This window comes from Psychroserpens burtonensis DSM 12212 (assembly GCF_000425305.1).
Classification (GTDB): Bacteria; Bacteroidota; Bacteroidia; order Flavobacteriales; family Flavobacteriaceae; genus Psychroserpens; species Psychroserpens burtonensis.
In genome coordinates this window covers 37,050-61,418 of record NZ_AUDE01000011.1, presented here as the reverse complement: position 1 = coordinate 61,418, position 24,369 = coordinate 37,050, and the positions used below count along the sequence as shown (strand labels likewise).

Annotated in this window: 26 protein-coding genes; 7 read left to right on the top strand and 19 right to left on the bottom strand. The window is 32.9% G+C overall.

Annotated elements, in window-relative coordinates; all coding sequences use genetic code 11:
- Window positions 1-7: 7 nt before the first annotated feature.
- A complete protein-coding gene (locus H593_RS0104870) occupies window positions 8-1,378 on the bottom strand; it encodes a M28 family peptidase (RefSeq protein ID WP_028871405.1) in 1,371 nt (456 codons plus the stop codon).
- Window positions 1,379-1,503: 125 nt separating this feature from the next.
- Here H593_RS0104870 and H593_RS0104865 point away from each other — a divergent pair, with 125 nt between their 5' ends.
- The 4 genes from H593_RS0104865 (at window position 1,504) to H593_RS0104850 (ending at window position 6,127) form a co-directional block, all read left to right on the top strand.
- On the top strand, window positions 1,504-1,875 hold the full coding sequence (locus H593_RS0104865) for a BlaI/MecI/CopY family transcriptional regulator (protein ID WP_028871404.1): 372 nt from the start codon (window positions 1,504-1,506) through the stop codon (window positions 1,873-1,875).
- 83 nt (window positions 1,876-1,958) lie between these two features.
- On the top strand, window positions 1,959-4,409 hold the full coding sequence (locus H593_RS19880; RefSeq protein ID WP_084142268.1) for a M56 family metallopeptidase: 2,451 nt from the start codon (window positions 1,959-1,961) through the stop codon (window positions 4,407-4,409).
- Window positions 4,410-4,530: 121 nt separating this feature from the next.
- Entirely contained in the window at window positions 4,531-5,631 is a 1,101-nt protein-coding gene (locus H593_RS0104855; RefSeq protein WP_028871402.1) for a DUF4407 domain-containing protein, read from the top strand.
- 34 nt (window positions 5,632-5,665) lie between these two features.
- On the top strand, window positions 5,666-6,127 hold the full coding sequence (locus tag H593_RS0104850; protein ID WP_028871401.1) for a YybH family protein: 462 nt from the start codon (window positions 5,666-5,668) through the stop codon (window positions 6,125-6,127).
- Between the two features lie 219 nt (window positions 6,128-6,346).
- On the opposite strand, the gene H593_RS0104845 is transcribed toward H593_RS0104850, so the two are convergent.
- On the bottom strand, window positions 6,347-6,625 hold the full coding sequence (locus H593_RS0104845; protein WP_028871400.1) for an STAS domain-containing protein: 279 nt from the start codon (window positions 6,623-6,625) through the stop codon (window positions 6,347-6,349).
- Between the two features lie 300 nt (window positions 6,626-6,925).
- Here H593_RS0104845 and H593_RS18510 point away from each other — a divergent pair, with 300 nt between their 5' ends.
- Together H593_RS18510 and H593_RS21500 are read left to right on the top strand one after the other, a co-directional pair.
- Complete coding sequence (locus H593_RS18510) at window positions 6,926-7,687, top strand: S28 family serine protease (protein ID WP_315969283.1); 762 nt, start codon at window positions 6,926-6,928, stop codon at window positions 7,685-7,687.
- A gap of 201 nt (window positions 7,688-7,888) precedes the next feature.
- A complete protein-coding gene (locus tag H593_RS21500; protein WP_315969284.1) occupies window positions 7,889-8,089 on the top strand; it encodes a hypothetical protein in 201 nt (66 codons plus the stop codon).
- 231 nt (window positions 8,090-8,320) lie between these two features.
- On the opposite strand, the gene H593_RS0104835 is transcribed toward H593_RS21500, so the two are convergent.
- From H593_RS0104835 to H593_RS0104825, 4 genes are all read right to left on the bottom strand, one after another.
- Window positions 8,321-10,576, bottom strand: coding sequence for a S9 family peptidase (locus tag H593_RS0104835; protein ID WP_028871399.1), 2,256 nt, complete (start codon window positions 10,574-10,576; stop codon window positions 8,321-8,323).
- Window positions 10,577-10,777: 201 nt separating this feature from the next.
- The gene (locus H593_RS0104830; protein WP_028871398.1) at window positions 10,778-12,499 is read right to left on the bottom strand and encodes a DUF885 domain-containing protein; all 1,722 of its coding nucleotides are present in this window, start codon (window positions 12,497-12,499) and stop codon (window positions 10,778-10,780) included.
- A gap of 333 nt (window positions 12,500-12,832) precedes the next feature.
- On the bottom strand, window positions 12,833-13,018 hold the full coding sequence (locus H593_RS20420) for a DUF1272 domain-containing protein (protein ID WP_245585010.1): 186 nt from the start codon (window positions 13,016-13,018) through the stop codon (window positions 12,833-12,835).
- A gap of 73 nt (window positions 13,019-13,091) precedes the next feature.
- On the bottom strand, window positions 13,092-13,670 hold the full coding sequence (locus tag H593_RS0104825; protein WP_028871397.1) for a PhnA domain-containing protein: 579 nt from the start codon (window positions 13,668-13,670) through the stop codon (window positions 13,092-13,094).
- Between the two features lie 11 nt (window positions 13,671-13,681).
- Between H593_RS0104825 and H593_RS0104820 the strand changes: the two genes are divergently transcribed.
- Complete coding sequence (locus H593_RS0104820; RefSeq protein ID WP_028871396.1) at window positions 13,682-13,897, top strand: hypothetical protein; 216 nt, start codon at window positions 13,682-13,684, stop codon at window positions 13,895-13,897.
- A gap of 125 nt (window positions 13,898-14,022) precedes the next feature.
- Here the strand turns inward: H593_RS0104820 and H593_RS0104815 are convergent, their stop codons facing one another.
- The 13 genes from H593_RS0104815 to ruvC form a co-directional block, all read right to left on the bottom strand.
- Window positions 14,023-14,517, bottom strand: coding sequence for a glycosyltransferase family protein (locus H593_RS0104815; protein WP_028871395.1), 495 nt, complete (start codon window positions 14,515-14,517; stop codon window positions 14,023-14,025).
- A gap of 137 nt (window positions 14,518-14,654) precedes the next feature.
- Window positions 14,655-14,831, bottom strand: coding sequence for a hypothetical protein (locus tag H593_RS20735; RefSeq protein WP_157588777.1), 177 nt, complete (start codon window positions 14,829-14,831; stop codon window positions 14,655-14,657).
- Window positions 14,832-15,140: 309 nt separating this feature from the next.
- Entirely contained in the window at window positions 15,141-15,851 is a 711-nt protein-coding gene (locus H593_RS0104805; protein WP_028871394.1) for a LytR/AlgR family response regulator transcription factor, read from the bottom strand.
- Window positions 15,852-15,861: 10 nt separating this feature from the next.
- Window positions 15,862-16,179 carry a hypothetical protein gene (locus tag H593_RS0104800; RefSeq protein ID WP_028871393.1) on the bottom strand — a complete coding sequence of 106 codons (318 nt, stop codon included), beginning with the start codon at window positions 16,177-16,179 and terminating at the stop codon, window positions 15,862-15,864.
- Window positions 16,180-16,183: 4 nt separating this feature from the next.
- Window positions 16,184-19,024, bottom strand: coding sequence for a PAS domain-containing sensor histidine kinase (locus H593_RS0104795; RefSeq protein WP_028871392.1), 2,841 nt, complete (start codon window positions 19,022-19,024; stop codon window positions 16,184-16,186).
- Entirely contained in the window at window positions 19,024-19,563 is a 540-nt protein-coding gene (locus tag H593_RS0104790; RefSeq protein WP_028871391.1) for a heme NO-binding domain-containing protein, read from the bottom strand. The genes H593_RS0104795 and H593_RS0104790 overlap by 1 nt, the downstream gene beginning before the upstream one ends.
- Window positions 19,563-19,976: a response regulator gene (locus H593_RS0104785; protein ID WP_028871390.1), complete on the bottom strand. Its 414-nt coding sequence runs from the start codon at window positions 19,974-19,976 to the stop codon at window positions 19,563-19,565. Before H593_RS0104785 ends, H593_RS0104790 begins: the two co-directional genes overlap by 1 nt.
- A gap of 360 nt (window positions 19,977-20,336) precedes the next feature.
- Window positions 20,337-20,699 (bottom strand): MmcQ/YjbR family DNA-binding protein, encoded by a 363-nt coding sequence (locus H593_RS0104780; protein ID WP_028871389.1) that lies wholly within the window; start codon window positions 20,697-20,699, stop codon window positions 20,337-20,339.
- Between the two features lie 30 nt (window positions 20,700-20,729).
- On the bottom strand, window positions 20,730-21,068 hold the full coding sequence (locus tag H593_RS21495) for a DUF4230 domain-containing protein (protein WP_342663072.1): 339 nt from the start codon (window positions 21,066-21,068) through the stop codon (window positions 20,730-20,732).
- Window positions 21,069-21,100: 32 nt separating this feature from the next.
- The gene (locus H593_RS21490; protein WP_342663071.1) at window positions 21,101-21,337 is read right to left on the bottom strand and encodes a hypothetical protein; all 237 of its coding nucleotides are present in this window, start codon (window positions 21,335-21,337) and stop codon (window positions 21,101-21,103) included.
- A 101-nt stretch (window positions 21,338-21,438) separates the two neighbouring features.
- Complete coding sequence (locus H593_RS0104770) at window positions 21,439-22,191, bottom strand: cyclase family protein (RefSeq protein ID WP_028871388.1); 753 nt, start codon at window positions 22,189-22,191, stop codon at window positions 21,439-21,441.
- 23 nt (window positions 22,192-22,214) lie between these two features.
- Complete coding sequence (gene hemW, locus H593_RS0104765) at window positions 22,215-23,387, bottom strand: radical SAM family heme chaperone HemW (RefSeq protein ID WP_028871387.1); 1,173 nt, start codon at window positions 23,385-23,387, stop codon at window positions 22,215-22,217.
- A 427-nt stretch (window positions 23,388-23,814) separates the two neighbouring features.
- Window positions 23,815-24,369 carry a crossover junction endodeoxyribonuclease RuvC gene (gene ruvC / locus H593_RS0104760; RefSeq protein ID WP_028871386.1) on the bottom strand — a complete coding sequence of 185 codons (555 nt, stop codon included), beginning with the start codon at window positions 24,367-24,369 and terminating at the stop codon, window positions 23,815-23,817.

Genomic DNA, 24,369 nt, shown 5'->3' with positions numbered 1-24,369 from the left:
AACTGTCTTATTTTTTCACAATCTTATAAGTTCCAGATTTTTCATCTGTGCTTACCTTCAGAAAGTAGATCCCTTGAGGTAAACTTTTGATATTTAATTCTGTGCTTTCCGTTATCGTTTTATTAAGAACTAGTTTCCCGGAAACATCAAACAAGTTTACATCGGTAGATATTTCCGAAGAGAGTTCTATCATAATAAAATTTTGAGCTGGTATTGGATATATTTTCAATTCATCCGCAGAAAAAGAATCCAGACCTAAAGTATCAAATACTAAACACTCGCTGCGCTCTGTGCATGTCCCAGAAGTTACTTCTACGGCATAACTACCATTTGCCACTGGAGTAAAAGATTGATTTGTTGCGCCAGAAATAGCAGTATCTGTATCACAGTTAAACCATTGATAATTAGAAGAATTTTGATTGGATGTAAGCGTTGTCGTGGTTTGCGCTACCGTATTATCTACAGCAACTAAACTTCCCTTAGTCACCATATAACCGGTTACTAATTTCACCATCTCATTTAAGTACGGTAAATCTAGCGTCGCAAAACGATCTTGAGCTGTATGATAAAAAGGTGTTTCATCATTGGTTTCCCATGATTCTCCTACTAATAAAGCAGTATATCCTGCTCCCCAAAAACTGGCGTGATCACTAGCAGTCGTTCCTGGATTAACTTCTATAACACTTAAATCAAAGGGATATGCGTTTAAAACTGCAATAATATCGTCTTTCATTGCCACAGAACCTGCGATATTTCGATAGTCAATATCAAACTCATTATCTCCCGGTTGCCCAACAGCATCCCCATCATAACCAATCATATCCATATTTAAAACACCAAGAATATTATCGCCATGAGCAGCTGCTTGATTAGCATAAAACTGAGAACCACGAAGACCTATTTCCTCCTCATCCCAAAGTGCGTAAATAATGGTATTATCTAAACATTGTGTAGATAACAATCTAGCAACTTCTAGAACTGCAGCGGTACCAGACGCATTATCATCTGCGCAAAAATCTGCTACAGTATCGTAATGTGCACAAACAATATAAATATCATTAGGGTTGGTTTTACCAATTTGAGTTGCAATAACATTTCTACCGTTAGTATTAAAGAGTTGTTCTGTTATGGTAATATTATCTAGTACCTCAAATTGCTCAACAAGATAATTTCCAGCTAATTCATTACTAGCTTGTTCTCTATTTAATATAGTAACTGTGTTACCGTTAACTAGCGTTGTTTGTTCTCCTGAAAACTCATTAATAGTGACTGCTATTTTAGCAATATCAACTTGATTGATGATATCTTCAATGTTTTGTGAATATGAAGAAAATGTACATAGTAAAATGCACAGTATTGCAGTGTGTAAGGCTTTCATTGTAGGGGTTTTTCTTATTCTAATGTTCCAAATATAGTGTATTTGAACTATATTATTTTAATGCAATTTTGTTTTTAACAATATTAACTCTACATTTGTAGAGTTAATTCTAAACATGTAGAGCAATGCAATTATCTAGAACCGAAGAACAACTCATGCAATATATATGGAAGCTTGAAAAAGGTTTTATGAAAGATTTACTGCTAGCGTATCCAGAACCAAAACCCGCAACAACCACAGTTGCGACCCTTTTAAAACGCATGATAGATAAAGGTTTTGTTGCCTATAAGCTCTACGGAAAATCGCGTGAATACTATCCCTTGGTTAAAAAGAAAGACTATTTCTCCAAGCACGTCAACACACTTATTAAAACATTTTTTAATGATAGTGCTTCGCAATTTGCTTCTTTTTTTACCAAAGAAACAGATCTCACCAAAGAAGAATTAGAAGACTTGAAAGCTTTAATTGATAACGAAATTAAAAACAAACCAAAGTAGATTAGTACTATAACAAATAGAGAGAATCTACAAGGTTCAATGAGACAATAAAAAAACAATAAAAACCATCAAATTAAATAGTTATGCTCATCTACCTTTTAAAATTTAGTGCTTGCCTTGCTATTTTTATGGTATTCTATAAGCTGTTATTCGAAAAATCTAGTGTCCATAAGTTTAAGCGCTTTTATTTGCTAGCCACATTGGTTTTGGCACTTGTGATCCCATCATTAACTTTTATTGAGTACATAGAGCCTGTCATCGATAAAGAACACAACTCTTTTGTAGTCTCCGATTCTGATATGGTTGAAACCATTCCAGAAGTTATTGAAGTAAATTATACACCAATCATTTTGTGGTCACTTTACGGTTTGGGTATTTTCGTTTTTCTATTGAAATTTTGCATCAACCTCAATACTATAATTTCTAGAATTAAGAATAATCCTAAACTAAAAACGGGAAGTTTTATACACGTATTGGTTTCTAATTTAAAAACCCCACATACCTTCTTTAATTATATATTCTTCAATAAACACAAGTTTGAGCAGAATGACATCCCAAAAGAAGTGCTTATACATGAACAAACACATGCAAAACAAAAACACAGTATTGATGTGCTTCTTTTAGAACTGTTACAAATCATATTCTGGTTTAATCCTTTAATCTATCTACTAAAACGCGACGTAAAACTCAACCACGAGTTTCTAGCAGATCGCGCTGTTTTGCAAAACGGAATTGAACCATCAACATACCAAACCATTTTATTGGCTTTCTCATCAAAAGCCGAACACCAAGAATTAGCAAATGCCATTAATTATTCATCAATCAAAAAACGATTTACAGTCATGAACACACACACATCAAAACGATCCATTTGGCTAAGAAGCCTATTAATTTTACCAGTATTAGCATTATTATTTTATGGGTTTACTGAAAGTGAACAGCTTGAAATAGAAATTATTCCACCAGAAATTATCGAATTATATCTTAATGAAGATGGAGAGCTTTTACTTGAAAATAAAATAATAACTTATGAAGATATTGAGGAGCTGTATCGTCGAGATTTAAAACTACAGGTGACCATAAAAGTTTTCCAAGATGCCGATGTGAAAATCGCAAAAGATGTCTCCAAGAAATTGAAGGAGATCGGTATAAAAAAAATGACAGTGTGTACCAGTAGAATCTCAGAATTTCAAAATGATTCACAAGAGGAGGCTACGCCAAAGCAAGTTGCAGAATACAATATACTTGCAAAAAAAATTAACGCGCAATCCAAAAATAATCCAATCATTAAACTCAAAGATATTGAACGCATAAACTATTTATACAAACTCATGAGTACTACTCAAAAGGAAAGCGCACAACCCTTCCCGAATTTCCCGCCTCAACCTCCAGCTCCAACGCCTCCAGTAAAAGTTATAAAAAACGAAATAACTTGGATCTTATTAAACAGCAAAGGGCAGTTTTCAGTTAATGATAAATCAGGCTCGTTGAAGTCTGTTGAAGCTAAATTTAAAAGCGTATGGAATGATAAAAACAAATCAAAAAATATTGTGTTTAGGCACGAAAATAACTCCCCAAGCGATATGGTTAATAAAGTCAACACACTAATCGACCTATATAATTTAGATAACATTTCTGATACACTTCCGCCGCCGCCGCCGGGAAATCAAACACAGCAAAACCAGCCAACCGGAAAAGAAGTGACTGCCTACAATGCCTATGCCAAAGCAATAAAACAACAAACTATTGATATAGGACAAGGCAAATTGATTCCTCCTGTAAGTGAAAAGGATTTAGTAAACTTTACAAACATTTATAAAAGAATGACCGACAAGCAACGTAACAACGCTGAATCATTCCCAGATGCATTACCGCCACCAATTCCAGAAGATGCAACACAAGAGCAGCGCGCAAAAATGAAGTCTGCAATTAATGACTTTGAAAAAACCTATAAGCGTAAAGTTCACCAAGCAAAAACTGACAATGACGAAATGATTAGTGTAATCGTCAATGATGATGTTTACGAACAAACTCAGGACAAGAACAAAGTGAAAACCGGTTTTCAGAAAATTAATGGAACTCTTCACTATTATGTTAGCATTAATGCTGCAATAAAATACTATAACAGACAGGGTTTTGAAGTCAACAAAACCGGCGTTAAAATTAGTAAAAGGCAGGTAAATGCTTCTGACGTGCTTCCTGGGCAATACATCACAAAAGTATATAGTGATAGTAAGGTTGTCTCAGAGTTTAAGGACAATGAGCCAAATACGTATAAAGACAAAATTGATATTCCGTCACCTCCCCGACCAATATCACGTTTAGACCATATTATCGCTATGGCAAAAAAGGACGCTACCTTTTTCTATGAAGGACAAAAAGTCTCATCAGACAGCGCTATTCAACTCGTTAAAAAGCACGATGAACTCAACCTATTCACAAAAGATCTTGCAACTAATAAACCTAGAGTATTTTTAACGAAGGACACAACAATACCAGCGGACACTGAAATATTGCCAAAGAGTAACAAATAGTTATTATTTTCTAACTAAAAAGCCTTTAGATTTTTATATCCAAAGGCTTTTTTATGTTAAATCGTGTAACAAAACATGAGGTTTTGCGTTCTAATAGTCAATCAATCAAAAAACACTCATCATGTTAAAAAAATTCTTCATCATCTGCTCTGGAGCAGATACAGATATTCTAGACAATTGCGCCATTGGCGAACAAAACAAATTTGCAGGCATTGGGGCTACTGTGTTTTTTACTGCAGTAATGGCTTTTATAGCTTGTAGTTACGCGTTATATACTGTTTTTGATAATGCCTTGGCAGCTATTTGCTTTGGTTTTATTTGGGGTTTATTAATTTTTAATTTGGACCGTTTCATCGTTTCGACAATTAAAAAACGGAACAATAGTATTGACGAAATAATCCAAGCATCACCGAGAATCATTCTTGCAGTTATTATTGCTATTGTGATTTCAAAACCTCTTGAACTCAAAATTTTTGAAAAGGAGATTAATCAAGTTCTTTTAGAGCAAAAGAATGATTTAACAATCGCTAATCAAAATCAGATAGCTGCACAGTTTACACCTAATGTTGATGCCTTGTCTTCGGAAATTTTAAACCTCCATTCCCAAATAGCAACCAAAGAAACGGAAGTCAACGCGCTTTATGATATTTATATTACTGAAGCGGAAGGTACTGCTGGCACAAATCTTTTAGGCAAAGGACCCGTTTATAAAGAAAAGCGGGACAAACACGATGCTGCTTTGGCAGAGTTACAACAATTAAAAGCCGATAATAAAACAAAAATTGCTGCGACCGAAAATCAAATCACCCAGCTTAATTCTAATTATGATGCTCAAGTAGCGACTACACAACCTATAATTGACGGGTTTGATGGGTTGATGGCTCGCATTAATACCCTAGGCGAATTACCTTTTCTCCCATCGTTATTTATTTTGCTTTTGTTTTTAGCTATTGAGACCTCTCCTATTTTCGCAAAATTAATGTCACCAAAAGGAGAATATGATTATAAACTAGAAGATGCAGAAACTGCTGTAAAAACTTGGGTTGAGCAAAAAATAAGTGAACGTAAAATTTTATTGAAAACAGACCAAAAACTTAACAATAGAATTTACAATGATATAGCCGAAGACGACGACATCTACACGTATAAACTTAAAAAAGCACGAGAACTCATACAATTACAAGCAGATAGCTTTTTTAAACATCAAAAAAATGTACTCTAAATTTTAAGTACCTTTAAATTCTAAATATATACTTATGAAATTTGCATCTTTCTTTTTATTGGTCCTTCTCTTTTCTTGTCAAACAGAAATCAAAGAGGTTGAACTTCCAAACGCTTCCGAAGAAAACATGGAAGAAGCCATAACCGCAATTAAAGAGGTGATGTCTGCTCAAGAACTAGCATGGAACAAGCATGACTTAGAAGGGTTCATGGACGGCTATTGGCAAGACGAAAACCTTAAATTCTATGGTAGCAGTGGTCTAACGAAAGGTTGGAATAACACACTAGCAAACTACAAAAAGGGATATCCAACTAAGGCAGAAAGTGGTATACTACGTTTTGTCATCAATGATATTTCTAAAATTGAAAACGGAAATTATTGGGTTATGGGAGAATACCATTTAACACGAACAGTTGGCGATGCCAATGGTGTGTTTATGATTATCTTTAAAAATATTGATGGTCAATGGAAAATCGTTGCCGATATGTCCTGCTAAGGCTATTTGTGTTTTACATTTTTGATAAAATTAAATGCTTTTTATTCTTTACACGAATTAGCAATCTAAAATTCATGAACTCTATATTAAAAAGCATGCGTAAAGTCAGCTAAAAACAAAATATAGCATCAGTTGCAGTTTATTTTTATGCTAAAGTAGAACGGAAAAAAGGGTGTTCTATAATTGTCATTTTAGAGCAACGCTGATATAAAGTATTAATTACGCAGCTTCTTCTGTTTTAAAATGATTAAAGAGGTTGCTTTGACCAAACCCAATGATTGATAAGCGCTTGTTTTTGACTAATGCTTCATTGTGTAATTGTGCAATTGCATTTACACCATAACGATCAATACTCGTCAAATTTTCAATGCTAACTGTAACGGCATTTGTATTTCTAAAAATATTTCGAAATTGTTTTTTAAACAAATGAATGTTATGTCTATCTAAACATCCTTTTACAGTAAAGTAGTTGTTTGTATGCGTGATTTCTAGGTTCATAATATCGGATTTAGGTTAAATTTGAATAACTCTAGTTTGCTATCAATCAACATTATGATATCATAAATGTCCTGATTTAAATACAGCTTACACTATATTTTCGACCAACTGTATAATTGGTAAGATTTGGATTATAAACGGACATGTTTATTCGATAAAACACACATTTAGACTAGGTTGAATTTCTCATTTATACTTTTACCACCTTATTTTCTATGATAAAACGGCAACATTATGCCATACCATTTAATATTAATTATTTTTACTCTTAATCCAATCTCATTTTAAAAAAGTTAAATCATGAAACTACCCTCTCTTTTTTGCGCTTTACTTTTCATATTATCTGTTTTTAGTTGCAACACCACACAACATGCTGTGGCTTCACAACCTTTAAAAGAAATTTCAACTTTTGAAAAACTAGCCTCTATAAAAAATGTAGTTACTATAGAAAAAAAAGAACCGTCAAGTCATTTTGATGAAAATTATGAAATTTGGTTTGAACAACCTGTAGATTATAATGATGTTTCTAAAGGCACATTTAGACAACGTGTATTCTTAGGGTTTGAAAGTCAAACTTTACCTGTCATTGTAGAACTTAGAGGTTACGGCATTGGATCTGAAAGAGCAGGAGAACTAGCTGCGCATTATAAAGCCAATCAATTAAGCATAGAACATCGTTTTTTTAATAACTCGCGACCAGAACGTATTGACTGGAACACCCTAACTATTGAAAATGCGGCTAAAGATCAAACCACTATTATTGATGCCATTAGAAATGCTATATATCCAAATGCTAAATTTATAACTACTGGGATTTCAAAAGGATGCCAAACCACTATGGCGCATCGTCGGTTTTTTCCTAATAATGTCGATGCAAGTGTCTGCTATGTTGGACCTTTAAATTACCAACGTGAAGATCCTAGAGTCTATGAATTTTTAAAAAATGTAGGAACTAAAGCAGATAGAGATAAAATAGAGGCGTTTCAAAAATTATGCTTTGATAACAGATCTGCATTATTACAAATGATAACTAAAGAGGGATTAAAAAAGAACATGACTTGAGAATTTGGTGTTGAAAAAGCGATAGATTATACCATTCTTGGATACTCCTTTGCATTTTGGCAGTGGGAAGTTCCTGTTGGGAATATTCCGTCACGAGAGGCTTCCGCAAAAAACATTTATAAGCATCTTATTAAGGTTGTTGGTTATGGCTTTGTTGAAGAACAAGCGGTTAATAACCTTCAGGCTTACTTTTGGGCAGCATTGACACAACAAGGGATTTATGGCTATGAAACAGCTCCTTTTAAAAATTACTTAAAAACAGATCTCATTTATAAGTTTGACTGGGCCTTTCCAAAAGGTATTTCGAAAGAATATGACTTAAATGCTATGCAAGAGATTAAGTCCTATTTAGATATTTCCGCAGAAAAAATACTATTTATTTATGACGAATTTGATGCTTGAAGTTCTACTGCTGTGGCATTAACTGATACTGCGAAGAAGAGAGCGCTTTACAAATTTGTATAACCTAAAGGTGATCACCAAACTCGAGTTAACAGTTTCTCATCGAAGAAGCATCAGTCTATTTACGATATTATTGATGGGTGGATTGCTGATTAATTAACGGTACTCTTGAACTGTTTATTTATACAAATGTTTACGCGTCCTCGTCATCTATACTTTATAAAAACTCATTTACTCCCATTCAAAATTCCAAATTGGTGTTTGATTTAATAAATGTTCCACAAAATAATTCCATCGCTTTTTAGTAAAATACTTACGATGGTCACCTTGGTAACCATGTCGCTGACTCGGTAAAATCAGTAAATCAAATTCTTTATCTGCCTTAATTAAAGCTTCGGCCAGTTTAAACGTTGCCGATGGATTTACATTCTCATCTAGTCCACCGTGAACTAATAAAAGTTTACCTTTTAAATTTTTAGCATTTGTAATGTTTGATACGCTCTCATAGGTATCATCAACTGGCCATCCTTGATACATTTCTGGCCACCAAGCTTTTTCCATTCTAAAATCGTGGTCTGCAGAACTCGCAACGCCAACTTTATAAAAATCAGGAAATCCTAACATAGCTCGTCCTGTATCGTATCCTCCAGCTGAATGACCAAAAATCCCCACTTTTTCTGTATCAATCCAAGAGTATTTATCTCCTAAATACTTAATTGCCAAGACATGATCTTCCAAATTATTTTGCATGTTTTTATAAGAATGATCTTGAAATTCTTTTGACCGTCCAGAGGTACCTAAACCATCTACCACCATAACTACAAACCCTAATTCTGCTAAAGATTGATTCCTAAAGCCTTGGTTAAATGACTTTGGAAATACTTGCGTATGAGGACCAGTATAGGTCGCATCAATTATTGGATATAATTTTGAAGCATCAAAATTTGTTGGCTTCCATAACGCTCCATATATAGTGGTTTTACCATCTTTTGCAATGAGTTCAAATACTTCTGGGGCTTTCCACCCTTTTGACATTGCTTCATCTGTATTAGCATTTGTCAATGTTGTCAAGACGTTTCCAGAAGTCGCCTCTCTTAAAACAGTTGTCGTTGATATACTTACCGTTGAATAAGTATCTACAAAATATTTCCCGTCTTCGGAAAAATCAACTTGATGATGCGCTAATTCCGGTGTTAACAACGTTACTTTACCGTTAAAATCAACTTTATACAGTTGCTGATGATAGGGATTGTTATTGGTTTCTTTACCTGAGGCTAAAAAGTAAATAATCCCGTTTTTCTTATCAAGATGTTCAATGCTATTGATATAATAACCGTCACCCGTAAGCAAACTTGTTATGTTGGTTTTTAAATCGACAATGTGAAACTGCCTCCAACCTGTTCTTCCTGATAAGAATATAAGTTTCTGTTTATCATCTACGACAACAAATTCAAAATTATCAATTCCAGTATTACTTGTTTCTTCAACGAGTATTTGTTCTGTATTAGAATTTAAATCCATACGCTTTACGTATTCTTTTAGATAGCCTCGCTCTGGATATCTAGCATAAAATACGCCTGATGTTTTTGACCAATCGCCAGATACAGAATTAATATGAGTCCCAGTAGGAAGCGTAGTTTTTACTTCTTTTTTCGTTTCAACATTATAAAACACTGGCGTGATTTTCACCATTGTAGTATCTCCAGGCGAACCACGATAATAAGACAGTAACTTAGGCTTATACAGAGAATCTATACTATAATCAAGAAGGTACATTTTTTCAGCCGTTCTAAAATCAGCTATTCGGGTTGATATCCATTTTGAATCTTCAGACCAATTCACTGAGAAGTGTTTTTGGCGTTCTCCATTTTCACCTTCCATGATATCATCCCAACCATAATAGGTTGCGTATTCATAATCTTTTTTGCCATCAACACTTAATTGATGTTCTTCTTCATCTACTGTCGATTTTATAAATAAATTATAATCTTTAGTATAAGCGATCCAGTTCCCATCTGGTGATTTCGATTCAAAAGCGTTCTCTTCTTTTTTCTTTTCTGAAGGTTTTACTTTGAGGTCATAGGTTCTCAAATTCAATTCATAATCTTGTCCTTCCGAAGAAAATGTGAGCCTTTTTGGTGCTTTTTCTAAATTACTTAACGACAAGTGGTTGGCGTCAAAAGGCTTATTTGTTAGCTCTTTTAAAGCTTCAGCTAATTTTTTATGATCAAATAGTGATTCTAATTTCTCGTTTTTGAAAGCTACTGTTTTATAAGACTTCCCTAGTTTGCTATAATCGATAAACCAAATTCCAGAACTGTCCTTAAACCAATTTACTTGTGTATTGAGATTGAATGCTGTTTTATTGTAGATATTACTATACATATAACTTACAGCCCTTTTATAGTCATCTTGTGTTACTTTTTGAGCTTGAATTGACCCTATTGAAAGGCTCAGTACGATAATAAAAAAATACAATTGTTTCATCTGCTTTGGTTGTTGATATTATATAGGGCTAATATAACAATTTGACTTTCAATTATTATGGTGTTATATATTTAAATATTTGACCAACTTTGAACCCCTAAGATCAGGGCCTATTTTATATATTAAATGGCATAATTTTCAAACTATAATAAAGCAAACAAAATTACCATGATGCATACTTTAAGACCTATAGACATTGCATTACTCGTTTTTAATCTTTTCAATAAAACTATTCACGCGTCTTTCAAGAATTGATAGGGTCACTGTGCCTTGCTCTAGTATAATTTCATGGAATTCTCGAATATCAAACTTAGCACCGAGTTCTATTTCTGCTTTTTGTCGCAATGCTCTTATTTTGAGTTCCCCAATCTTATAGGAAATGGCTTGTCCAGGCCATGAAATGTAACGATCTGTTTCTGTAGTGACCTCATGGATTGACAATGCTGTATTTTCAGCTAGGTAGTCAATCACTTGTTGTCTAGTCCAACCTTTTGCATGGATTCCTGGATCAACAACTAAGCGACATGCGCGCCACATTTCATAAGTGAGCTGACCGAATTTCTCATAAGGCGTGGTGTAAATATTCATTTCATCAACTAAATACTCAGCATATAATCCCCAACCTTCACCATAAGCAGATAAGTACAAGTCTCTTCTAAAACTTGGAATAATTTTAGGTAATTCATTGTTTAATGAGATTTGTAAATGATGACCAGGAACTGCTTCATGTGCAGTTAACGCAGGAATTGTATACAATGTTCTACTCGGTAAATTATAAGTGTTTACCCAATAAAATCCAGCAGTGGTTTCGCTATTTGAAGGGGAATAACGTCCTCCTGTATAATTTGGAGCGAGGTCTGCGGGAACGGGAACGACTCCATATGGTTTTCTAGGTAATGTTTTAAAAAATTTAGGTAATTCTGCATCTATTCGTTTAGCAATATCCCTTGCAAACATTAGCAACTCGTTTGCAGTTTTTGGATAAAATTGCTCGTCAGATCTAAGAAACGCTATAAAATCGGCGAAGCTCCCTTTGAATCCTAAATCATCAATAATACTTTGCATTTCTGCTCTGATTCTTGCCACTTCCTTTAATCCAATTTGATGGATATCATTTGCGGTGTATTGATTACTCGTTGTAAAATAATTAATTCTATTTTGATAAAATGCTTCACCATTTGGAAGTGTTGATATCCCCAAACCTTTTCTAGTATTAGGAAAATATTCATCTTCAAAAAAGCGCTTAATTTTTTTGTATTGATTGACCGCATTGTGTTGAACGCTCGTTTTCGCAACATTAACAATAGAATCTTTTAGTGGTGTAGAAAAAGAGTCTGGCAACTTAAGAAATGGCTTATAAAACGCACTCGTTGTAACATCTGTAACGATGTGTTTGTTGTAGGTGTCTGTATAATTATTAAAAATGACTCCTGGCTGTGCCATCCCTTCTTCTATTGCTGCTCTTAACAGGTTTAAATTATAATTAACTCTTTTTGGAACGCCATCTAGTAATTTCAAATACGCTTTTACCTGTTCAATGTTTTCAAAGGTTATCTGTCCCATTCGACTTAAGCTCAAATGAAACGCAGCCTCGTTTGTAATTGTATTCAAGTACGTTTTATAAACGTTTGTATCTATTTCATCTTGTAAAACAAACAGTAATAATTCTTTTGAGATCTTTTCGGTCTCAGATAAGCCTTCATCTAAAATTTTTTCTAATTCTAGGCTTAGACCTTTCGCAAAATCAGCTTCGGCCTGATGGTATTTGATGGTATTTTCAACAGAACTATTCCTTTCAAAACCATAATTTCTTTCTGTTTCATATTTTGAGATAATTACCTTTAGCTTTTCAGAATCTGAAAGTGATTGAAAGGATAGAAACCCAAAACATATAATGACTAATAAATACCTAGACCTTCTCATATAATTTATATAAAAATAAAACTTTTTGATTTTTGAACTTAGCTTTTAAGTGTCTTAAAATTACTAAGAATTTTCAACTTTGAGTTCCCTAGAAGTAATTCATTTGGTTAAACCCAATAACTAAATGGTATCATCCAACATCTAATTGAATCTATACCAACGCCGATGAAACGATTATCACTAAAAGGCGAATAAGGGAGCAACAAGAGCTATAAATGGGTCAAACCTCAGCACACGAAATTTAATGTGCACTATTGAGTTGTAGATTAAACGTTTTGTCTGTCAGGTTAGCTTTTGTAGATAATGAAGTTTTAATGTGATGTTGACCTGCAATCAGATGTTCCTAATTCGGTTTATATGAGCCTCAATATATATTGGCTTATGCACTAGCTTTTTAGATACTGGATATTTTTTCAACACGGATTGTGGTCGTATTGGTCGTTTTTTAAATCCATCTCCACAATTTGGACAAGCCTCTTTTAATAGTGTTACACAATTATCACAGAATGCACACTTCATCCCGCAGATCATTGAATCATAAGGCAAGTCTATTTATACACTTCGCAAGTTGGTCTAATCTCTAACGCGTCACTTATAGTTTTTTAACGTATTCTGTTATAATGACAGTTAACGTTGGCCCTACTTTGCCTTCAATAAAGGTTTCGTTTTCATGATCTAAACGAATGTTTCTAACAGCAGTTCCTTGTTTTGCTACTTGACTAGACCCTTTAATCTTAAGATCTTTAATCAATACTACAGAATCTCCTACTTGCAAAATCACGCCATTTACATCTCTATGAATTAATTGATCTGGATCTGCCTCACCTTCTCCTGTAGATTTAGCAAACTCTAAGACATCATCTTCCATATACATCATGTCTAACAAATCTTTAGGCCAACCTTCTTTTCGTAATCTAGATAATTGTCTCCAGGCTGCAACTTGAACTGCCTGATGTTCGCTCCACATACTATCATTTAAACACCTCCAATGGTTAGCATCAGTAATTTCTGGATCTTCAATTTGACTCACGCAGACTTTACATGCTAATAACGATTTTTCTAAACTCTCATCTTTTATAGGAGCTAGTGTATGTACTTGTAAATGTTCTACGCTACCACATAATTCACATTTACTATCTGCTCTCTTACCTAATTCTCTTTCTAAACTCATTATTATCTTTTATGATTCAAAAATACACTTATTATTTTAAGCTTTCTCGCATTTCCTTGGCCATTCCTGTAACACAAACTTCTAATAGCTTAGCCGATTTAGAATTAAGAGTAATCTCATTTGTTAGTGCTGGAAGTAATACGGTTTCAACTATTTTAAAGGCTTATGCCTTTATAAACAACATTACTTACTTCATAAAATTTACGTTGACATCAGAAATTTGCTAGTTTTCATCTGTGTTATCGTTATCCGTTTCTTTTGATAAGACTGCATCAAATTATATCAGCATCAAATTCTTTCTATGAGTGTAGTCATAAATTTTGCCGGATATACTTTCATTTTTTATTTTTATTTAAAACTTACTTTGATAGTGGAGATTATCAACTTGTTTTTCCAATTCTATTTTTGTTAAATACTCTACAACTGAAAACAACTTTTGAAACAGTGTTTTCTTTCTACTATGTTTTTCTAAGATTTCCTTATCATATCTGGCAATAGCCTCTTGATGCTCGCTAATTGTTTGAATTACAAAATTTAAGCCTTGATTTTGTTTGTTTAATAAATTTGCATTTACATACCCTAAATGATTTAATTTAAATTGATTAAACATATATCGTGCTCCTGATCTTACTGCTGACATATCTGACTTGAATTTTCTGATATTCACAATTGACACATTATCACATTGTTCTTTTACCTCCTTTAAAAGTGAGTATGTATCATCCTTACTATCATTATTTACTAAACAGAACTCAATGTTTTTTGCCTTATTACAATAATTGATAAAAAAATTAATGTTGATCTCTTTTTCGTAGTTATGAAATATGATTATAATTCCTGTTTTCATTTAATATGATAATTGATTAAGTAACGTTAAGCATTGTTGAATCGGCTGCTAACTATAAATAAGCTCGAGTAAAATCAGATTGGCAGTTCCTATAGTTCAGTTTAAAACTGTAGGTGATCCAAAAGTAGATATCGCTCCTATTTAGATCCAACAGCACCAGTGATTTCAGAAAACACGGTGTTTGATAACGCTACAGACCCAGTAAACATAAGCAAACTAACTAAAGAATCAAAACCTATTGATGTCGGTTCATTTCGGGCTATCCTGTTAGAACGATATAAAATACTAAGGGTTGATAGTAATGTTGTTTTCATGAGATCATATATTTATAAGACAAAAGTAGGCTACCATTAAAGGTTGTTTTTGAATTTTCGATGGATCAAAAAGCAACAACGTTAGGTTGCGCTTTAATGGCGACGAATAGTTTTCATCCTGAATACAAGCCTTTTATAAGTAAGTCAAGGTAAAAGATTGCTCCTTTACCCTGACTTTTGCTAGTAATCGAAAACTGTTATGTTATAGCGTTTGATATAAATGTACTATCAATAATGGTGCTCCATATAGATTTTAGCTAGACGCACCTATAGGTTAGCTGAATGTCGCTTTAGTTTCGACAAATGGTTTTAAAGAAGATTAAGACGCTTCATTAATTCTGATCTATTTGAGCGACTTACAGGAATAATTTCTTTTTTGATAAGCACACTATTATCCTCAATATCAATTATTTTATCAATATTGATGATAAATGAACGGTGTACTTTTAAAAATAAATCATTTGGCAGTTTCTCTTCAATTTTCTTTAATGTAGAATGCACTGTATAATTTTGATTTTCGGTTTTTACTTGAATATAGTCACCTTTTGCTTCTACCAAATAAATACTAAGAATATCAATTTTGATAAGTCGTCTATCAATATTGACATATAAATCATTACCAGAGGTAGATTCTACGTTTTCTGATGATGATAGTGATGTCGCTATAGTTACTGTTGCTTCTGCCTTTTGAATTGCTTTTTGAAAGCGTTCTGGCAACATAGGTTTTACAAGATAGTCTACGATACAATCATATTCAAATGCTTGAATTGCAAAATTCGAATCTGATGTTGTTAAGATAATTTTTGGAGGGTTTTTAAGCGTTTCAATAAAATCAAAACCTGTAAAATCTGGCATATGAATATCCAAAAAGATAAGATCAATCTCATTTTGATTAAGATATTTTATAGCTTGCATTGCATTAGGAAATTGCTCTAAAATAGTTAGGCTTGGCATATTAGAGCACAACTGTTCAATAATTGCTCGTGCAGTTGCCTCATCATCAATAATAATACATTTCATGCGACCCTAATTATAACTGTTCTAAATAATTAGTTATGACTTTTAGAATAGCTTCGAATTCATCTTGACGTGTAGTTCTGCCTTCTAATAAATTATTTTCGAATGCTACCGCAATCTCATAACTCTTCTCAAGCCCTAAAATACTAATTTTATGTTTAAGTTTATGAACATTCTCTGCTGTAAGTTTATAGTTCTTAGCAGCGCTATTTTCAAAGTAGACTTTTTTCTCCTCCGGAAACTCACCTTTAATGATAGTAATTAACTTTTGTTCAAAAGCTTTGTCTCCACCAGACATGCTCTGAATATAGGATAAATTAGGCTTCTCCATGATACTATTTTTTTAAGGTAAAATAAAACGTCGTGCCCTCATTTACCTTGGATGTCAACCAAATTTCGCCATCATGTAAATTGACAATCTTTTTTACTATAGACAAGCCAATACCTGTAGACTCTTTACTTTTATTAAGTGAATGGAATATTTTGAAAATTTTATCATGATATTTTTTATCAATACCAACACCATTATCTTTTATTGAAAACAAATAAAATGACCTCTTCTCTTCCACATTAATTTCAATAAGTCCTTGTTCTTTATCATTGAATTTAATAGCATTACTTAAAAGGTTTTGATACAACTGCTGTAATTTTGTTTTATCACCTTTTATCGTTGGAAGCGTATTTAATATCGTAATTGTTATGTGTTCTGGAACATATAAAATTTGCTTTAAATCATCAACTAAAAGATTTAAATCAACTTCTTGATCGATTAAAGTTTCTGATCCTATACTTGAATACGTCAAAATATCAGAAATAAGAAGCTCCATCCTATCCAATGTCGTTCCAATCAAATCAAAGTTTAGCAAGCTCGTTTTATCAAATTTCCCAGAATTATCTTCTTTAATCCAGCTAACTAGAGCACTAATACTCCTTAATGGCGACTTTAAATCGTGTGATACGATATGCGCATATTCTTGAAGCTCATCATTACTCTTTTCTAATTCAATACGTAGATCTTCATTTTTAGCTTCTGCTTTTTTACGTTCTCTAATATTTAAAGCTGTTCGTAATTTTATAGCGACTAAACTCGCAATACTTTCCAGAGCTTTTACATGTTCTTGGGTGTAGTAATTTTCATCTTTATGCTTAGAGTCTATAACACCAATGACGCGACCACTACTTATTATAGGAACAGCTATTTGAGAAAAACGTCGTTTATCGCCTGCGATGTATATATACTCTTCAGAAGTGTCTTTAATGAGTTTTGAGGTTGCTGTTTTAACAACGTTTCCAACAATTCCTTCTCCTATTGGAACTATTAATCTTTTACGTATTTTATTATCTTCATCTAGTTTTTCACCATAAACAGCAACCTGTTCTAAAGTTTCATTGTCATGATTTATTAAGTAAATCACACAATCCTCTGAATCAAGATAATGGGCAATATTATTAACGATTTGCCTTGCAATCTCATTAATATCAATTTTACCTAGGATAGATTTCGTAAGATTATTAATCAAATCGATAATCAAGGTTTTCTCTCTTTCTGAAGTAATATCCTCAATTAAAGCCACTTGATATTTGATGTTTCCGTGGATATCTCTTACAGCATTGACATTTGTTTTAGCCCAAATAACAGATCCATCTATCTTCTTATAGCGTTTATTGATTGTAAAATTATCAATTTCTCCTGTGTTTATTTTATCAATAAAAACTTTGGAATCTGGATAATCTTCTGGTAATGATAACTCTTTTATGGTTAATGCATTTAACTGATTTTCAGCATAACCCAACATCTCTTGAAATGTTGAGTTCGTTTTGATTATTTGTCCATATTGTGTCAAAACAATGCCTATTGGAGAACTATTGACGATCACATCTAATTCTCGTTTTTGATCTTCAATTAATTCTGTATTTCGTTTATCATCCGTAATATCTAAATGAATCCCAATTGAACCCGTAACATTACCATTAACGTCATAATTAGGTGCTCCACTAATAAACCAATGTCTAGTCTCTCCAGATTTGGTTTTTATTTCAAGCTCATAAGAGTTAGATTCATCATTTTGACCTTTACTATTTTCCTTATATATTATATCTTTAAACTTGTCAACTAGAAATACATCAACTCCTTTTTTTCCTAATAATTCAGTTTCAGTATACCCTGACATTTCAGAAAAACTTTGATTAATCATTAAGATTTCGTCTTCATTATTGACCTCAACCATCCCTAGGTTCATATTTGCAATAATGTTACTATACTTTTGCTTTTGAGCCTCTAGACGCTTACTATAAGTCCTATTCAACGTTACATCTCGATAAGCCCACAAATGACCTCTATAAATATCATCTTTTATAATAGGCACAAAATCTCGTTCTAAAACTGCTCCATTTTTCATGACCAATTCATCACTGAGTACTGTTTTCTTGTTTTTTAATACATACTCAATTCTACTCACAAAACCGTCCTCATTTTCAAACAGTACTTTACTTTGATTTGAGGCATTAGTGCAATCTTGACCCTTTAATGACTCTGGATCTAAAGGAATATGAAGTAACTCACAAAACTTCTTATTAGTTAAAACAATTTTACGGTCTTCGTCTTCCAATAAAACACCAGTATCCAGATTAAGAATTAGAGAAGACAATCTGCTTTCTGATTTAATAAGCTTCTCTTCTGAAGCTTTTTGATCTGTAATATCCCGCACAATACCTTGCGCCGCTATAGGTTTCTTATTCTTGTCTAAAATAATACTTGCATTGATATGAACCCATCTAACTTGACCAAATTTTGTATGAACTCTGGCTTCATAATCTTTAAAAAAACCTTTAGTTTGCAGATCCATGTACGACAACATAGCATATTGATAATCCTCCTTATAAATAAGATCTACAACATTTACAGCTTCTTTATCGATATCATAACCAAAAAGTTTAGTCGCCGCTTCATTAAACTTAAGCACATTACCATAAATATCCATAACGACATAAGCATCAACAATATTTTCAAAAATACCTTGAAGTTGAGACGATTTTTCGTCTAATAAATGTTCTAGTCTTTGGGAGGTTTTATATAGTTCTCTAGATTTCTCTTCAAGAATTGTTTCAGCTGCTTTTCTAGCTGACTTTTCTCTTTTAAGAGCACGTTTTAGTATATCTAACTGCTCTTGGCTCATTAATTTTTATGTATTACAAATCTTACGTCTGTTCCGTCTTCCTTAATTTTCTCTAATTCAATAACAGCTGTAGCCTTAAAATGCTCGAAAGTTTTATTCATTAAACCTAAACAAAAATGATGCATTGCTCTGCTCGATTTATAATCTATTATTAATGACTTTTGGTTTTTTTCAATGACCTTAAAAGCAGGTAACTCTAAATCAAGATATATCTTTCCTGCTCCTATATGAATAATACTTTCAATAGCTGAGATCATTTCAATTGGATCTGTGTATGCTAATAAAAGCTCAGGAGAACTTTTTTCTAAAACTCTAAAAAAATATTCTCCATAAACCAGTAATAAGTTATCTATAGATATCTGAGTTCTTTCACTCAGGTGTTGAAGCAATTGTGACATTTCAGAAAAACTATAAATACCCACAGCTGTATAGATGCCATTTGATTCTAAATCAGAATTTGTAATGATATAATCTACCATTTCTAAACCAAACTTATCTTCAACAAGCTCTAAAAACTCTGTAAAAACGATTCCTTTCATTATAATTTTATTACTTCATTCATGCTCCAATACATAAAAAGTTTTTCAATTTTAAAAACATAATCTTCATACCTTAATGGTTTAAGCACATAACCAGCAACTCCAATTTTATAGCACTCTAACAAGTCTTTTTGATTATTAGATGTTGTTAAAATTATCGTTGGAATATATTTAAGTGTGTCGTCTTTTTTCAAAATAGCTAAAAACTCTAAACCATTTATTTTTGGCATGTTTAAATCTAATAAAATAATATCTGGAAGTGTTTCTTTTTTCTCTAAAAATTCAAGCGCCTCTTCTCCATTGTTAGCCTCAATAATTAGATGTTTCAATTTTAAAGATGATATTGCTCTATTTAATTTCATGACTTCTATCGTGTCGTCTTCAATTAAAAGCACCTTAAGTATTTTACTCATAAGCGATTACACTGTTTATTAACTTCTAAAATACTCTAATTGTAAATGATTTAAATTGTTTTTCGTTTAATTAAAGTTAAACGTCGACCAATTACCGTTAAGTATAGACGAGTGAAGATTTAAATATTAAAACTGAGCTAATTATTGTGAGAAACATAAAAAGAAATGATCTAAATTATTGTTTTCAATATCCACTTCTAAAAATCTAATAATAACACTTTTAACTTGGGTGATATCATCACATTTTTAGTCGTTTATTCAATTACAAAACTATGATGAATTACGAACCTAAACCAAAAAAAACGACCGCTATGATTCCTATATAGATGGAATACACAAAAGTGTAGACCAGTGGTGAAATCAGTCCAACTCTTGACGCATTTTTTTAGTCATCCCCTTAACCACAAGGTCATAAGAATGGTCAATAAACTCACAAACTAGTTTTGGATGTAATTCACCTTTATGAATGTAAATGGTGTTCCAATGTTTTTTATTAGAATGAAAGCCACCAACAATACTATGATAAGTTTCGCGAAGTTCTAGTGCATAATCTGGATCACACTTTAAGTTCACTGAGCCTTCTCCTTTTTCCCATTTTGCCAACGGAAAAAGCGCAAACATCTTTCCTAATACTTTAAAAACAAGTGTGTCTTGGTCAAACGGAAATTCTTCGGTTACCTTGTTTTTTTGAAGACAATATCTTCTTAGTTGCTCAATATCCATACCTCTAATATATCCAAAGAAAAAAGATTTTTATTTCAGTTTTTTAGGCGTCTTATTTTCCATATCTAAAGCGGTATAATCCAACTTCCAACCAATAGTTTGTACAATACTTTCTATAAGTAAAACAGAATCTAAGGCTTCCTTTTTTGCGATGTCATACAGGCCGCTTTCTGGAACTTTATTCATAATATGAAGCTTGGCTTCATTATGTAGCTCTGTTAGATCTGAGGCTTCAAATTTATTGAACATACCATCTGTTTTATCGTAATAATTTAAATCTGTTTCTATACTCAACACTTCTGGTTCTGGAAAATGAAACAAGGTTACCGTTTTAGTTTTAACATTAGAATCCATTTTTATTTTAGACAAATCAAACCCTACATGAGCTTTAGCATTGATGACTACAAGTGCTTTTTTCTACTCACTACCAACTTTAAAAAACGTTCTTTCACACCTTCATAATGATAGATTTCTGCAAAGTCTCCTTCTACAGTAATGAATTTACATACTCTTTTTATTTTGTCTAATAAGATGACAGATTGAGAATTGGTTTGTTTTTTAAGATTAAACTTTTTAACAATAGTCACCATGCCTAAGGTGCCTAAAATGCTCAAAATGATTATAAAAAATGTTTCCATAATTAGTTATTGCTATACAATTTTAGTGTACCCTGGAATTTATATTCAAATGTTAAGCCAGAGGTCGAATTGAAGATGTTTCCGACGAAAAACACAATCTATTATTGCTCTATTATTTTATATAAAATAGGTTTGCTAGGTGTCGCATCATTTTCAAAAGGAGCGATTTGAAGGTTTAAAAAATACTCCCCATCATCAACGTTATTTGGCACATAAATAAATTCTGTTATCGTGGCATCTTTACGCAATTTCCCATCAAAATTCCAAAAGGCTTTATGTGCTCTTAATTCACCTCCATCTTCTTCTTTATCGACACTTGGCAAATCTATAAGTAAATGTTTTATCCCTTTCTTTACCAAAAACGCTACGGCATCCTCTTTTAAATAGGTCCAATTGGTATTTGAGTATTGCCTCGAATGTTTGTCTGTTGTATTTGGTATTGTTCTAATAACGATAGCATCCCGTTTTTTATTTCCTAAGGCAAATTGTAATTGTGCTTTTGAGATCACAGTATCCCCATCTAATGCCTCTGGGGCTACTGTTACAACCTCTGCTAAAAAGAAAAACTGTTTTAAATTTTGATTGATTGAGTGGAATTCTTTGGTGATATGACCAACACATTCTGTATGTGTGCCATGTGCATGGGGATTAAAATTTATCGTGTTAAAATTCACCGCTGCACCTTCTGCGACACTTATCACATCGTCATCAAATTTAACCGGCTCTATGGTTGGCTCATTAATATACCAAGCGTTCACATTAGATTTTGAAGCACGCATTGGTATAGAAATATCTAAAGGTTGTGCTAAATCGACTTGTAATTTTCTAGAATTGTATTGTATTGTTGCTAGCATTTATGGTGAGTTATATTGCAGTATTAGTTGAGTTTAAAAAGACTTGAGGCTATACCATCACTTAAAAATTTTCCTTTTTTAGTAACCAATAGCTTTTCATCTTCAATATACAATAATTGTTGATTTATAAAAGTCTGTGATTGTTCCAAAAGGTATTTTTTATATTCCGATCCATAATTAGAGGCGACTTTTTGTAGAGAAACTCCCCAAACTGTTCGCAATCCTGTCATTACATATTCATTATAGCCATCGGTAGTGCTTAGTGTTTCTGTCTCCTTCGGAAAGGCACCAGCTTCAATAGCCTTTATATATTTTGAATTATTTCTAATGTTCCAGCTACGCTCATTTCCGGAGAAAGAATGTGCAGAAGGTCCTATTCCTAAATACGGTTTCCCTTGCCAATAAGCCGAGTTATTTCTACTAAAAAAGCGGTCCTTACCAAAATTAGATAATTCATAATGCACAAAGTCATGAGCTTCTAAAGTTTCCACCAACATGTGAAATTGATCATGTGCTAAATCATCATCTACATTCTCAATAATTCCTTTTTTTATAAAACTCTCTAAGGCTGTTTTGGGCTCTACAGTAAGTGCATAGCTAGAAATATGTGGAATCCCATAACTCAAGGCCATATCAATATTTTGTTGCCATTGTGCATTACTTAATCCTGGAATACCGTAAATAAGATCAATAGAAATATTATCAAAATAACGTGTTGCTTCTTCTAAACAGGATTTAGCTTCTTGAGAATTATGCGCACGATTCATAAGTTTTAAATCGTCTTCAAAAAACGATTGAATGCCAATGGAGAGTCGGTTGATGCCTATTTTCTTATAGTCGGAAAAAATTGAGTTGCTTTTGAGACCTCTCGACTCTTCTCGAAGTGACTGTTCGGCTAAAATTAAATCATCGGGATTAGCTTCTATTGTGATTTCTGGCGCTTCGGAAACTTTATAATTTGCATACACTTGCTGTATCAAAAACTGCAACTCTTCAATGCTTAAAAGTGACGGTGTGCCACCTCCAAAATAGATCGTTTCTATGGTTGTATTTTTAAACTCATCTTTGCGCATTTCTAGCTCTTTAGCTAATGCGATTACGAGTTCATCTCTCTTTTTTAGTGAGGTGGAAAAATGAAAGTCGCAGTAGTGGCAAGCTTGTTTGCAGAATGGGATATGGATGTAAATTCCTGACATAATTAGTTTTCAGTCGCAGTCACAGTGTACACTAATGATTTGAATCTCCAAAAGTAAGGCTTAAAAAATCAAAAGCTATAATATAGAGCTGCATAAAGTTACAAAAAGCTTACTGGCATGTTGAAAAAATGACTGTTGTTACTGTAGTTTCTAATTAAGAATTGAGGGGCTTTTTAAAAATTTTAAAGACACTAATAGGCAACATAACAAGCCATACAATTAGACTATATAAATTATGTTCTACTTTTTCATCTGTGTACAAAAACACTGTTTTCTCCAAATTAGTTTTTAGTGTCATACGATTACCAATTATTACTTTTGTGCAATAATCACCTTCCAGCCTTCTAGTAATTTTTAGTAATTTTTAGTAAGACTCAACAATTGCAAATTACACGAATTTCCCAATAAAAACCGAGACTGCGACTGGCTACTTTTTCACTCTATCTTCATTCTGTTTCACGAAAGCTCCCCAACCGGAATAACTTTTACCAATCTCTATACGACCTTGATTATAAAAATGACAAACTGCAGCAGCTAGTCCATCCATAGAATCAAGATTTTTAGGTATGGTTTTTAAGCCCAACAAACTCTGTAGCATTTTAGCGACTTGTTCTTTACTAGCATTACCACTTCCTGTGATTGCCATTTTTATTTTTTTAGGCGCATATTCTGTAATTGGAATTTCGCGAGATAATCCTGCAGCCATAGCGACACCTTGAGCTCGTCCCAATTTGAGCATACTTTGCACATTTTTTCCAAAGAAAGGAGCTTCAATAGCTATTTCATCTGGATGGTGCGTATCTATTAATTCTATAGTACGTTCAAAAATGAGTTTTAGTTTGAGGTAATGATCGCTGTATTTTTTGAGATCCAACTCATTCAATTGTAAAAACTCCATCTTTTTACCTGTGACTTTTATGAGTCCGAAACCCATAATAGTCGTTCCTGGGTCAATCCCTAATATTATTTTTTCGTTGTTCAT

Bases quoted from the DNA above. Each gene is read 5' to 3' on its own strand.
- H593_RS0104870 (WP_028871405.1), bottom strand. From the start codon at position 1,378: ATGAAAGCCTTACACACTGCAATACTGTGCATTTTACTATGTACATTT.
- H593_RS0104865 (WP_028871404.1), top strand. From the start codon at position 1,504: ATGCAATTATCTAGAACCGAAGAACAACTCATGCAATATATATGGAAG.
- H593_RS19880 (WP_084142268.1), top strand. From the start codon at position 1,959: ATGCTCATCTACCTTTTAAAATTTAGTGCTTGCCTTGCTATTTTTATG.
- H593_RS0104855 (WP_028871402.1), top strand. From the start codon at position 4,531: ATGTTAAAAAAATTCTTCATCATCTGCTCTGGAGCAGATACAGATATT.
- H593_RS0104850 (WP_028871401.1), top strand. From the start codon at position 5,666: ATGAAATTTGCATCTTTCTTTTTATTGGTCCTTCTCTTTTCTTGTCAA.
- H593_RS0104845 (WP_028871400.1), bottom strand. From the start codon at position 6,625: ATGAACCTAGAAATCACGCATACAAACAACTACTTTACTGTAAAAGGA.
- H593_RS18510 (WP_315969283.1), top strand. From the start codon at position 6,926: ATGAAACTACCCTCTCTTTTTTGCGCTTTACTTTTCATATTATCTGTT.
- H593_RS0104835 (WP_028871399.1), bottom strand. From the start codon at position 10,576: ATGAAACAATTGTATTTTTTTATTATCGTACTGAGCCTTTCAATAGGG.
- H593_RS0104830 (WP_028871398.1), bottom strand. From the start codon at position 12,499: ATGAGAAGGTCTAGGTATTTATTAGTCATTATATGTTTTGGGTTTCTA.
- H593_RS20420 (WP_245585010.1), bottom strand. From the start codon at position 13,018: ATGAAGTGTGCATTCTGTGATAATTGTGTAACACTATTAAAAGAGGCT.
- H593_RS0104825 (WP_028871397.1), bottom strand. From the start codon at position 13,670: ATGAGTTTAGAAAGAGAATTAGGTAAGAGAGCAGATAGTAAATGTGAA.
- H593_RS0104820 (WP_028871396.1), top strand. From the start codon at position 13,682: ATGATTCAAAAATACACTTATTATTTTAAGCTTTCTCGCATTTCCTTG.
- H593_RS0104815 (WP_028871395.1), bottom strand. From the start codon at position 14,517: ATGAAAACAGGAATTATAATCATATTTCATAACTACGAAAAAGAGATC.
- H593_RS20735 (WP_157588777.1), bottom strand. From the start codon at position 14,831: ATGAAAACAACATTACTATCAACCCTTAGTATTTTATATCGTTCTAAC.
- H593_RS0104805 (WP_028871394.1), bottom strand. From the start codon at position 15,851: ATGAAATGTATTATTATTGATGATGAGGCAACTGCACGAGCAATTATT.
- H593_RS0104800 (WP_028871393.1), bottom strand. From the start codon at position 16,179: ATGGAGAAGCCTAATTTATCCTATATTCAGAGCATGTCTGGTGGAGAC.
- H593_RS0104795 (WP_028871392.1), bottom strand. From the start codon at position 19,024: ATGAGCCAAGAGCAGTTAGATATACTAAAACGTGCTCTTAAAAGAGAA.
- H593_RS0104790 (WP_028871391.1), bottom strand. From the start codon at position 19,563: ATGAAAGGAATCGTTTTTACAGAGTTTTTAGAGCTTGTTGAAGATAAG.
- H593_RS0104785 (WP_028871390.1), bottom strand. From the start codon at position 19,976: ATGAGTAAAATACTTAAGGTGCTTTTAATTGAAGACGACACGATAGAA.
- H593_RS0104780 (WP_028871389.1), bottom strand. From the start codon at position 20,699: ATGGATATTGAGCAACTAAGAAGATATTGTCTTCAAAAAAACAAGGTA.
- H593_RS21490 (WP_342663071.1), bottom strand. From the start codon at position 21,337: ATGGAAACATTTTTTATAATCATTTTGAGCATTTTAGGCACCTTAGGC.
- H593_RS0104770 (WP_028871388.1), bottom strand. From the start codon at position 22,191: ATGCTAGCAACAATACAATACAATTCTAGAAAATTACAAGTCGATTTA.
- hemW (WP_028871387.1), bottom strand. From the start codon at position 23,387: ATGTCAGGAATTTACATCCATATCCCATTCTGCAAACAAGCTTGCCAC.
- ruvC (WP_028871386.1), bottom strand. From the start codon at position 24,369: ATGAACAACGAAAAAATAATATTAGGGATTGACCCAGGAACGACTATT.